The organism is Corallococcus sp. CA041A, assembly GCF_003612075.1.
GTDB lineage: Bacteria > Myxococcota > Myxococcia > Myxococcales > Myxococcaceae > Corallococcus > Corallococcus exiguus.
The window spans coordinates 1-10,732 of the sequence record NZ_RAWF01000056.1; the positions used below are offsets into that span (position 1 = coordinate 1).

11 protein-coding genes are annotated in these 10,732 nt (G+C 69.2%); 5 read left to right on the plus strand and 6 right to left on the minus strand.

Annotated elements, in window-relative coordinates; translation table 11 throughout:
* Nucleotides 1-123: 123 nt before the first annotated feature.
* Both D7V77_RS12435 and D7V77_RS12440 read right to left on the minus strand, forming a co-directional pair.
* Nucleotides 124-1,083 (minus strand): NmrA/HSCARG family protein, encoded by a 960-nt coding sequence (locus D7V77_RS12435; protein ID WP_199733771.1) that lies wholly within the window; start codon nucleotides 1,081-1,083, stop codon nucleotides 124-126.
* Nucleotides 1,084-1,118: 35 nt separating this feature from the next.
* Nucleotides 1,119-2,405 carry an SET domain-containing histone-lysine N-methyltransferase gene (locus D7V77_RS12440; protein WP_158624388.1) on the minus strand — a complete coding sequence of 429 codons (1,287 nt, stop codon included), beginning with the start codon at nucleotides 2,403-2,405 and terminating at the stop codon, nucleotides 1,119-1,121.
* 164 nt (nucleotides 2,406-2,569) lie between these two features.
* Between D7V77_RS12440 and D7V77_RS12445 the strand changes: the two genes are divergently transcribed.
* Nucleotides 2,570-3,103 carry an RNA polymerase sigma factor gene (locus D7V77_RS12445; RefSeq protein ID WP_158620752.1) on the plus strand — a complete coding sequence of 178 codons (534 nt, stop codon included), beginning with the start codon at nucleotides 2,570-2,572 and terminating at the stop codon, nucleotides 3,101-3,103.
* Nucleotides 3,104-3,155: 52 nt separating this feature from the next.
* Here D7V77_RS12445 and D7V77_RS12450 read toward each other — a convergent pair whose 3' ends face one another.
* Both D7V77_RS12450 and phbB read right to left on the minus strand, forming a co-directional pair.
* Complete coding sequence (locus tag D7V77_RS12450; RefSeq protein WP_120576495.1) at nucleotides 3,156-4,973, minus strand: alpha/beta hydrolase; 1,818 nt, start codon at nucleotides 4,971-4,973, stop codon at nucleotides 3,156-3,158.
* Between the two features lie 12 nt (nucleotides 4,974-4,985).
* On the minus strand, nucleotides 4,986-5,711 hold the full coding sequence (phbB, locus tag D7V77_RS12455; RefSeq protein ID WP_120576496.1) for an acetoacetyl-CoA reductase: 726 nt from the start codon (nucleotides 5,709-5,711) through the stop codon (nucleotides 4,986-4,988).
* Nucleotides 5,712-5,932: 221 nt separating this feature from the next.
* Here phbB and D7V77_RS12460 point away from each other — a divergent pair, with 221 nt between their 5' ends.
* Together D7V77_RS12460 and D7V77_RS12465 are read left to right on the plus strand one after the other, a co-directional pair.
* Nucleotides 5,933-7,075 (plus strand): patatin-like phospholipase family protein, encoded by a 1,143-nt coding sequence (locus D7V77_RS12460; protein WP_158624389.1) that lies wholly within the window; start codon nucleotides 5,933-5,935, stop codon nucleotides 7,073-7,075.
* A 36-nt stretch (nucleotides 7,076-7,111) separates the two neighbouring features.
* The gene (locus tag D7V77_RS12465) at nucleotides 7,112-7,438 is read left to right on the plus strand and encodes a hypothetical protein (protein WP_120576498.1); all 327 of its coding nucleotides are present in this window, start codon (nucleotides 7,112-7,114) and stop codon (nucleotides 7,436-7,438) included.
* A gap of 73 nt (nucleotides 7,439-7,511) precedes the next feature.
* Here D7V77_RS12465 and D7V77_RS12470 read toward each other — a convergent pair whose 3' ends face one another.
* The gene (locus D7V77_RS12470; RefSeq protein ID WP_120576499.1) at nucleotides 7,512-8,963 is read right to left on the minus strand and encodes a hypothetical protein; all 1,452 of its coding nucleotides are present in this window, start codon (nucleotides 8,961-8,963) and stop codon (nucleotides 7,512-7,514) included.
* A 183-nt stretch (nucleotides 8,964-9,146) separates the two neighbouring features.
* Between D7V77_RS12470 and D7V77_RS12475 the strand changes: the two genes are divergently transcribed.
* Both D7V77_RS12475 and D7V77_RS12480 read left to right on the plus strand, forming a co-directional pair.
* Nucleotides 9,147-9,452: a hypothetical protein gene (locus D7V77_RS12475; protein ID WP_120565777.1), complete on the plus strand. Its 306-nt coding sequence runs from the start codon at nucleotides 9,147-9,149 to the stop codon at nucleotides 9,450-9,452.
* 122 nt (nucleotides 9,453-9,574) lie between these two features.
* Nucleotides 9,575-9,997, plus strand: coding sequence for a hypothetical protein (locus D7V77_RS12480; RefSeq protein WP_120576500.1), 423 nt, complete (start codon nucleotides 9,575-9,577; stop codon nucleotides 9,995-9,997).
* Nucleotides 9,998-10,058: 61 nt separating this feature from the next.
* Here D7V77_RS12480 and D7V77_RS12485 read toward each other — a convergent pair whose 3' ends face one another.
* A complete protein-coding gene (locus D7V77_RS12485) occupies nucleotides 10,059-10,670 on the minus strand; it encodes a glycoside hydrolase family 19 protein (protein WP_120576501.1) in 612 nt (203 codons plus the stop codon).
* Nucleotides 10,671-10,732: the final 62 nt, after the last annotated feature.

The following is a 10,732-nucleotide window of genomic DNA, read 5'->3' on the forward strand; positions in this document are numbered from 1 at the left end:
CACGCGTAAGATCGTCGGCAGCGTCAGATGTGTATAAGGGACAGGGGTGGGGGAGGCCGGGAGATCTCAGTCTGAAAAACAGGCCCTGCCTTCCGTGGACCGGGAGGCAGGGCCTGGCGCCCTTCACGCCGCGCGCACGAAGCGGGCCTTGTTGCGTTCAATCCACCGGGCCAGCGACTGCACCTGGGGATTCAGTTCGCGCGTGAACTCGGGGTCCCTGGCGGCGCAGTACTCCTCTGAAAAGTCCCGCATGAACTGGAACATGTTCGCGAGCTCCGACGCGCCGGGGAAGTTGAACGTCCGGTAGACCTCCGGCTCCATGGAGTGGAAGCGCACCTCCTGTCCCAGCACCTGCTGCAGCGTCTGGGCGATCTCCTGGCCCGTCAGGTGCTCGCTGGCCAGCCCCACCGTCCGGCCCGCCCATGCCTCCGGCCCGCGCTGGAAGAGGGTGTGGACGCATCCGCCCACGTCCTCCGTGGCGATGCCGGGCAGCTTCTGGTCCTCCGTGGGCAGCACGAAGTCGAACGTGCCGTCGGCGTTGCGCTTTCCTCCCAATCCGAACGACAGCAGGTTCTCCCACGAGAACGAGGTGCGCACGAACGTCACCGGCAGGTCCAGGCCGCTGAAGTACGCATCGCTCGCGCCCTTCACGTCGAACTGCGGCACGCGGTAGTGCCTCTTGAGCATGGGCATCCGCGTGTCTTCCAAAGGGATGAGGCGCCGGGTGTCTTCCTGGGTGGACCAGATGACGTGCGCTACCCCCGCCTCCTTCGCGGCGTGCGCCATCGTCCGCGCCTGTGCCAGCTCGCGCTCCGGGTCGGGCTTCTCCCAATAGCTGGTGACGCAGAAGGCGCCGTGCGCTCCGGTGAACGCGGCCTTCAGGCTCTTCGCGTCGCTCACGTCCGCCGCGACGACCTCCGCGCCCAGCTTCGCCAGCCGGCGCGCCAGCTCCGAGCCTGGCTTGCGCGTGAGCGCGCGCACCATGAAGCCGCTCTGCGTGTCCGCGAGGATGGCGCGCGCGAGGCCGCCTCCCTCTTCGCCCGTTGCTCCCACCACCGCGATGATCTTCTTGTCCATGGTCATGTCCTGTCGTCCTGAAGTCTGGGAATGAAGCCGGCTCATCCGCCCACGGCGGGGGCGGGCGGGGTGGGGCTCAGCGCGGGGAGGAAGGCGAGCGCCAGGCCCGCGTAGGCCCGCAGCAGCCGCTTCTCACCGCGCCGCAAGAGCAGGCAGTTGCGCGCGTTGCGCGACAGGTCCGCCTCCTGGAGCAATTGCTCGTCCTCCTCCAGCGTCGTCTCGAAGCCCGCGAGCCGTGCCTCGCACGCGTCGTGGAGGTAGCGGAAGACGCGCTCCTCCGTCTCCGCGCTCAGCGGTGGCACTTCGCCCAGGCCCTGCTCCTCGCGGGCCTCCTCGGCGAGCCGGGCCAGCTCCCGCGCGTTCGCGCACGCCACGCGCAGGAAGGAGAACATCGCCACCGTGGAGGCGTGCCCGTAGTGCAGCGGCACCTCGAAGCGGCGCCGCGACGGCGGAGTCGCCAGCGCGAGCAGCTCCCGCTTTCCCTCCGCTTCCACCGCGTCCTCGGGCACGCCCAGGTAGAGCACCAGCGTGTCGTCCGGGTTGTCCTCCGGCACGAAGCCGTAGCTCAGCAGGAACCGGCAGCTGGACTTGATGCCATAGCTGATGTGCAGTTCCTCGCGCGCGGCCACGGGCTCGTGCGCCACCAGCACGAAGGCCTCACCGTCCTCCGTGTTGCCCCATACCAGGCGCGGCGAGGCCCGGTGGTTGAGCATGTCCGCCACCGGCACGAAGCACCGCGTGAGCTTGCCCGCCACCGTCAGGCCGAAGCTGCGGCTGATCAACACGTGCTGCGCCCAGAGGTACGCGTCGGGCGTGAAGCGCTCGAAGCCCGGCACCCGCTGCGCCAGCATGGCGTAGCGAGCGAGCAGCATCTCCTTCCACCGCGCCACCTCGCGCAGCGCGGAGGAGCCCTGGAGGAGCGACAGTTCCTGCGCGTCGAAGAACAGCGGCAGGTGCGGGAAGGACTGGGGCAGCACGTCCAGGTACGGCTTCCAGGCCGAGTCCTCGCGCTCCTTCTCCTGGAGCAGGAATGCCGCCAGGTAGCACTCCTCGCTCGTGTCCGGTGCGTGCGCGTCGATGAGCCGGCCGATGTCCGACGCTCTCGCGACGTCCAGCGTCACCAGGCACGCGCGCGGCACCCGCAGCACCTCTTCTCCCGCCGCGATGGGCACCTTGGCGAAGACGCCACGCTCGTCGCCCTCCAGATGACCCACCCACAACTTCGGGAAGCTCGCGCCCGCCTGCCTGCTCCACTGGAGTGCGAGGTGTTCCTTCAGGGGGTTCGCTTCCTCGAGGGTGTCCTGCTCCGCTTCCTGTCGCGCGCTCATTGGCTCCGCCATGCGTTCGGGGGGTGAACGCCAGGAAGACGCTGGTCGCTACGGCTTGTGATTTCCCGTGGATTTCCGGGCTGCCCTTTTTGGAGATGATCAAGGGTTGTTCACAGACATCTCGCTGCTCCGTTTCCAGATGCACTTTTGGAGCCCTGGAAACCGTGAGCGAAAACACCAATCCCTCTTTCTGGCGTGTATGGGAGCAGCACAAGGAGCCGTTGTTGCAGCAGGCGCTGCGGCTGATGGGCGGGAACGTGGTGGACGCGGAGGACGCGGTGGACACCGCGATGCTCCGGGCCCACCAGAACTACGTGTCGCCCGGGAAGATCCTCAACCCGAGGGCGTGGCTGGGACGCATCCTCCACAACGTCTGCATGGACATCCACCGCGAGCGCCAGCGCTGGGGCGACACCGAGGAGTGGATGGAAGACCTGGAGTCCGCGGAGCCTCAGTCCCAGGAGCAGCTGCCCGACGCGGGCCTGCTCCAGCGCGAGAGCGCCGCGGCGGTCCGGGAATGCATCGAGGCGCTGCCCCCCAATCTGAGGGTGCCCCTGGTGATGCGCTACCTCCAGGACATGTCCTATGCCGACATTGCTGAACAGCTCCGGTTGACCAGTTGCAACGTGAGAAAGCGCATCCAGCTCGCGTACGGAATCCTTCGGACCACCCTTTCGCAAGAGCCGTGCCCCCGCTGAGCGCAAGTCCGTGCTCCGTCCGGGCAGGCCGGCGGAGCACGGCTCGCGCGACTCATTCCGGGAGAATGCGCGAGCGCACGTAGCGCCCCGGAGCCGCTTCAATGACGCGAAGCCCTCCCTCGCCGGGGATCCGGGCTGGGACGCGTTCTCCCGAACGCTCGGATTGCCAATACTCCCAGTCCGTCCACCAGGACCCTGGGTGTTCTTTTGCGTCCTGAAGCCACGCATCGGCGTCCGCGTGCGACGCAATTCCATCCGCGTCCATGAAGGACGCCGATGCGTCCGGTGTCGACGCAATCACATCCGTCTTGCCGCGGAGCGCAATCTCATCCGCGTCCTGGAGTGACGCGACTGCGTTTGAATGCGACGCAAATACATCCGCGTTTGGGATGGACGCAGGCGCGTTTCCAGGTGACGCGCCCGGACGGGGCTTCGGGACCCAATAGCGATACCGGTTCGCGGACGGCGGGTTGATGACGCCGGCGACATGGCCCGAGCCCGCGAGCACGAACCGCACGGGACCCCGGTAGTTCCTCGCTCCCCGGTACACCGAGCGGAAGGGCGCGATGTGGTCCTCCCGGCAGGCTTGCACGTAGAGGGGCGTCTTCACGCGGCCCAGGTCCAGGGGGACGCCAGCGAGCGACAGCGCGCCCGGCTGGACCAGGCGGTTGTGCAGGTACAGCTCCCGCAGGTACGTCGCGTGCGCGCGCGCGGGCATGCGCGTGGGGTCGGTGCTCCACGCGAGGAAGTCACTGGGGGCCGGCTCCCGGCCGAGCAGGTAGTTGTTCACCACGAAGGGCCAGACCAGGTCCTTCGCTCGGAGCAGGTTGAAGGTGGTCATCATCTCCAGCCCCTCCAGATAGCCGCGCTCGCGCATGTGGGCCTCCAGCCGCTCCAACCGCGGCGCGTCGATGAAGGCCCCCAGGTCCCCCGGTTCGCTGAAGTCCACCTGAGTGGTGAGCAGCGTCGCGCTGGCGATGAGCGAATCATTCTGGGCGGCGAGCCACGCGAGCCCCGACGCCAGCAGCGTTCCTCCGATGCAGTAGCCCAGCGTGGAGACCCGCTCCTCGCCGGTGGCGCGGCAGACGGCCTCCAGCGCGGCAATCAGTCCGTGCACGAGGTAGTCCTCCCAATCCACGTCCGCGTGCGTTTCGTCGGGGTTCACCCAGGAGATGAGGAACACCGTGTACCCGCGGTCCACTGCCCAGCGGACGAACGAGTTCTCCGGGCGCAGGTCCAGGATGTAGAACTTGTTGATCCACGGCGGCACCACCAGCAGCGGCTGGCGGTAGACGGTGGGCGTAGTGGGCCGGTACTGGATGAGCTGGAACAGGCGCTCCTCATGGACCACGTCGCCCGGCGTGGTGGCCAGGTTCTCCCCCAGCCGGAACGTCCGCCGGTCCGTCATGCGCGTCGCCAACTGGCCCTGGCCCCGCGCCAGGTCCTCGCACAGCGCCTCCAGTCCCTTGATCAGGCTCATGCCGTGGGACTCGCGCGCGGCGCGGAGCACCTCTGGGTTGAGCGCGGGGAAGTTGGACGGAGACAGCGCGTCGGTGAGCTGGCGCGCGTAGAAGCGCGCCTGGTGCGCCGTGTGCTTGTCCACGCCCGGCGCTTGGGCCACCAGGTGCTCCAGCCAGTCCGCGCCGGTGAGGTACGCGCGGCGCAGGCCGTCGAAGAAGGGCTGCTCCCTCCACGCCGGGTCTCGGAAGCGGCGGTCCGGCGCGGAAGGGGCGGGCTCCGGTGGGACGCCCCCGCGCAGGGAGCGTCCCCACAGGTCGATTCCCGCCGCGAGCATCCGCTGGGGGTCCATCGCCAGCCGGAGGAGGACTTCCAGGAAGGCGCGCCGCATGGGCTCCAGGGATGCGTTCATTCGCGGCCTCCTTCAGTACATGTGCTGCCCACCATTGATGGTGAGCGTGGAGCCGGTGATGAAGCCGGCCTTGTCGGAGGCGAGGAACGTCACGGCGCGGGCGATTTCGTCGGCGCGCCCCAGGCGGCCCACGGGGATGCGCGTGCGAATGCGCACCAGTTCCTCCGGAGGCACGGTGCGCACCAGGTCCGTGTCGATGTAGCCCGGCGCGATGAGGTTGGCGGTGACGCCGCGGGCGGCGCCCTCGCGCGCCAGCGCCACGGTGAAGCCATGCATGCCCGCCTTGGCCGCCGCGTAGGCCGTCTGTCCCAGTTGGCCCGTCTGCCCGTTGATGGACCCGATGTTGATGATGCGGCCGAAGCCACGCTCGCGCATCGGGCCCACCACGACGTTGCACAGGTTGAAGCACGAGGTGAGGTTCGTCTGGATGACCTCGTTCCACTGCTCGGACGTCATCTTGTGCAGCATGGCGTCCCGGGTGATGCCGGCGTTGTTCACCAGCACCTCGATGGGACCCAGCGCTTCGACGATCTTCTTCACGCCCGCGACACACTGGGCGGTGTTGGCGGCGTCGAAGCGGAACGCCGGGATGCCGGTGCGCCCCGTGAAGTTCTGCGCCGCCTGCTCATTCGCATAATAGGTGACCGCCACGCGGTAACCCTGCTGCCGCAGGGCGTCGGCGCTCGCCGCGCCAATGCCGCGCGTTCCTCCTGTCACCACTGCCACGCGTCCACTCATGTCTGTCTCCAGGGTTGAAAGTTGCGCCTGAAGGACGCGGACGCCCGCCGGGTGTGAAATTCATGACCTCGGAGGCCGGCGTGGATTCACAACCGCGTGGCCGCGGCCGTCCCTGGAGCGCTGCCTCGGGGAGCGGGGGACTGGGAAGGGTGGATTGGGATCCATCAGCCCCCCGCTCCTCCGGGGCGGCACTCCACCGCAGCATTCGCGAGAGGACATCCATGACACAGCCGCAAGCACCCCAGGAGCGCCCGCAGGTCATCGTCGTCTTTCAAGGCGGCGGGGCCCTGGGCGCCTACCACGTGGGGGCCTATCAGGCCCTGGAGGAGGCTGGCCTGCATCCGGACTGGGTCTCCGGCATCTCCATTGGCGCCTTCACCGCCGCGCTGGTCGCGGGCAACCGCCCGGAGCAGCGGCTCGAGCGGCTGGAGGCGTTCTGGCGCGAGGTGTCCTGGCCGGGCAGTGAGTGGGGCTCGCTCTTCAAGGGCCGCCTGCGCCAGCTCTTCAACCTGGGCAGCCACATGACCAGCCTGCTCTTCGGCCAGCCCGGCTTCTACGCGCCCCGCGCGCTGTCCCCGCTGCTCGCGCCGCCGGGCTCTCCGGAGGCGCTGAGCTTCTATTCCACCCGGCCCATGCGCTCGACGCTGCGGCGGCTGGTGGACTTCGAATACATCAACTCCCGTGCGACGCGGCTGAGCCTGGGGGCCACCCGCGTGAGCGACGGCCACCTGGTGTTCTTCGACAACACGCGAAGCGCCCTGGGGCCGGACCATGTGCTCGCCAGCGGCGCGCTGCCGCCCGCCTTTCCGCCCAGCCTCATCGACGGGGAGCTGTACTGGGACGGCGGCTGCGTCACGAACACGCCGCTCAACGCCATCCTGGACGACCCGCCCCAGCGGCACTCCCTGGTCTTCATGATTGATTTGTTCGAGGCGCGCGCGCCGCTGCCCCAGAACATGGACGAGGCGAGCTGGCGCATGAAGTCCATCCAGTTCGCGGGCCGCACGTCGCAGCAGGTGGACCAGTTCGCGACCGTGTGGAACCTGCGCCAGACCTCGAGCCGGGTGACGCGGCATATGTCAGCGTCCTCGCCGCTCGCGTTCAGCGACGAGCCCCTGGCGAAGCCCGCGCCCCGGCTGGACATCATCCACCTGACGTACCAGCGCGGTGAGCACCAGATCTCCAGCAGCGATGCGGAGTTCTCCCGCGCCTCCATCGCGGAGCGCCAGGCGGACGGCTACCGGGACATGAAGCGTGCCCTGGCGACCTCGCCGTGGACGCAGCCCGTGGCGAACGGGCCCCAGGCGTTCGGTGACGAGGACCTGGCGCCGGCCGAAGGGGGCGCCGTCGTCCACCGCCTCTAGAAGAACCCACCTGTCTTGACCCGAAGGAGCAATGCCATGACCGAAGCGAAGAGAGTCGATCCGTACGCCCACCTGATGGACCTGGGGCGGGGCGCCCTGCACCAGGCCATCGCCGCCCAGCGCTCCGCGCTCGAATACTCCCGCCAGTTCGTGGAGGGGGACGCCGCCGCGCGGCCGCTGCGCTCGCAGCACGAGGAGTGGGCGCGCAAGGCGCTGGAGACCCTGGCGCCGTTCTACGCGCTGGAGCAGCTGGTGCACGACCAACTGCTGAAGGCGCAGGCCAGCATCTTCGAGCTGGCCGACGACACCCTGCGCAACCTCACGCTGCACGGTGTGGAGCGCCGCGGGCACCGCTCGACCTGAGCCCTGGGCGTCGCGAAGCTCGAACCCCGGGGGGCCCTTGCGCGCCGCCCGGGGTTCTTGTTGTTTCAAACCGTCAGCGCGGAGCCAATGGCAGACGCACGGCCGGGTCGCCCAGGAGCACGTATCCGCCCAGGTCCTGACGGAGCATCCACAGGTGCGAGCGCCGCAGCGGATCCACCGTGGAGGGCTTCCCGGTGCTCCGGGCCGCCTCCTCCTGGTCATACAGCGTGGTCAGCTCCAGGTTGGCCTGGTGGCCCCCGCGCAGCAGCCAGCTCAGGCCCAGGCCCACGCGCCGGCCCCGCGCCAGCTGCTGGAGCGGCTCCATGAAGCGGGACACCTTGCCCTGGCGGTGGTCGCGGTCCTGGAAGCCATACGTCCACGCCAGGTCCACGTGGCCGATGACCGCCAGAGGTCCCTGGGGGTTGGCCAGCGCGGCCTGCGGCAGCGCGGCGACGAAGGGGCGCTCCCCGGGCCGGGGCAGCGCCGCGGTGAGTGACTCCAGCCTCCCGCTGAACTGGCCTCCCGCCTGCAACTGCTTCAGCCAGTGATGGAAGGCGCTGCGCGACGGCGTGCCCGCGCCGAAGCACGCGAAGAGGAACCAGATGCCGCCGGGCAGGAAGGGCCGCTGGGCCAGCGCCGCGCCATCCAGGTGCTGGCCTTCGCCCAGGTTGAGCGCCCCCTGGAGCGCGAGCTTCGCGTCGGTGCTCCGCCAGCCCGCGCGGGGACTGCCCAGGCCGTGGCTCATGGAGAAGAGCAGAGTGGGGTCTTGGTGCGCGGCCTGCTCCAGCAGTGCGTTGGCGCCGGGCTCTCCCGGCATGCCCAGCTCCAGCACGTCCCGCGCGGGGAAGCGGCCCAGCTCCCGTGCCTGCCGGGCCGACGCGATGGCCGGGGCCACCAATGACTGGTAGCCCGTCCGCGTCGCGGCGGTGCCGTCGTGGACGGTGAAGAAGAGCGAGCGGGGCTGGCGCTCGGCGGAGGGCGCGTTCTCCCAGCGCAGCACCTTGTCCACGTAGGCCGCGTAGTCCTCGTCGCGCCGGAAGGCCAGCCGCCCCACGTAGGCGTCGTGGGCCGCGGCCTGCTGCAGCTCGAAGGGCACCTGGTGGAAGTCCCCCAGGAAGAGCAGGTAGCGGGGCCGGTCCGCCACGGGCACCGCTTCGTCGTCCAGCACGACGCGCACCCAGCGGGTGAAGTCCTCCAGGTTCCGCCCCTCCGCCGCCAGCTCCGGGCTCACCCGGTACACGCGCACCGGGTGGCCGTCCTGCTGTTCCTGCCGGTGCCGGCGCAGGGGCTCCATCAGCGCGAGCAGCCGGTCGCCTTCAGGCCCCTCCGGCGCGACCAGCCCCCAGCGCTGCGCGGGCAGGGAGTTGGGGTCTTCCCCGTCGTCCCACAGGTGGCTCTCCTCGCGCCCCTGCGCGTCGTCGTCGCGAGGGAACCGCGCCGCGGCATCGGCGGGCAGGCCGTCGGGGGCCACCGGCTCGTGTGAATCGGCGTGGGACAACAACAGCTCGACGTTCTGCGTGCTCATCTTTTGGGATGGCTCCTGGCGTGCGCGCCCGGGAAGTCGTGCGCGTGACGGCAGGACGCGGCGGAGGGCGGCCGTGTGAGCCGTGGATGTCTGGCGTTGGCATTCACACACAAATGGCGTGCGACGTCCTGTGGACGCAGTGCCCGGCACATCCGCCGTCAACCCAATCCCAGGAGCACGCCCATGCAGTCCGCCGCCCAGCTGTCCGCTTACATCATCGCCTTCGCGGGTGCCGCCCGCACCGCGCAGCGCCTCATGTCGTCGGGCATGGATCCGATGACGATCGCCGAGTACTACTTCGAGGTGAACCTCACGAGCGACTTCGAGATCAAGAGCGAGACGGACGTTGCCCTCAACGTCTGGCGCATGAGCATCAAGGAGAAGCTCACGCTCGACTACAAGGAACACATGGGGCTCACCGTGAAGTGCACCATCAAGCCCGCGGCGTTGCTCGCGGCCCAGGGTGGCAGCACCGGCGGCGGCGCCTGAGGCCAGCCGTCTGTCTGACCGGAACACGCTGAAGCAAGACACATCCGTCGCCGCCGGTGCTTCGTTCTGGAGCACCGGCGGTGGCGGCTCGCCATCCACCCTTCCTTCCTCAATCCCATCCCATGGCAAAGCCCAATCCCACGCCTGACCACGCGCAAGTCCTCATCCACGACCTCATCCTGGCCGTCCAGTCCTCGCTGGACATCGCGGAGGAGACGGCCCGAAAGCACTATTCCTTCTCCGTGGCGGAGCTGGAGGTCTCCGCCAGCTTCGAGTTCGAGATGACGGAGCAGGACAGCGACATCCCCGAGGACAAGCCGCAGCCCAAGCGCTGGTTCTCCCTCTTCGGCGGCGGCACCAAGAAGGAACACACGCGCCTGCACGACCTCAACGAAAAGGACTCCAGCAAGCTCACGGTGCGCATGCTGTTCCGTCCCGGAGGCAAGCACCTGGCGGGCGGCACCGTCGAGTCCTCCGACGGCAGCGCCTCCACGGAGGAGGAAGCGACGACCGAGCCCGCGTCCACTCCGTCCAAGCGCAAGTAGACGCCATGACGACAACGGAGCCCGCGGCCTTCTTCAGGTCGCGGGCTCTTCGTGTTTCAGATCACTTCTTGTCCAGCAGCCGCAGCGCGCGCTGGTAGTAGGCCTCGCGCGAGGCCTTGCCGTTGTAGCCGCCGTTGATGCGCCGGGTGATGGCGTCGAACTCGCCCTTGTCGGCGTGCTTGTTGAGGTTGCGGCTGTTCCAGAACCAGGCGGCGGTGCGGAAGCCCACGTCCAGGTCGGCCGCGCGGGCGGGGTTCTCCTCCAAGTCCAGCTCCAGCGCCTTGCCCGCGGCGCGGTAGTTGGTGCGGCCGGTGATTTGGATGGGCCCGCGGCCCTTGTAGCGCGCGCCGTCGCCCGGCTTGACGTTGCCCAGGTCCTTGCGCCGCTCGTAGGCGCGTCCGGTCGCCAGCTCCTCGAAGTAGCGGAACTCGGCGCTCTCGTGCGCCAGCTGCGCCAGGAACGCGGCCTGGCGGCGCGGGGTGTTGATGCCCGCCTCGGACATGGCGTCGTTCAGGTGCGGCAGCACTTCTTGCGCGCGCGCCTTGGGCAGTCGGGTCAGGAACGAACGCAGCTGCTCCAGCGTCAGCGCCTGGAATGTTTCGCCTTTCGGCTCGGTGGACTCGTCGGACTGCGAGGGTTTGGGGGACTTGGAACCAAAGCCAAAGAGGGCCATCGGGTGGACTCCCGGGTTGCCGGCCCCGGCGGAGGCCGGGCCGTGGGTGCCTGGAAGACGCC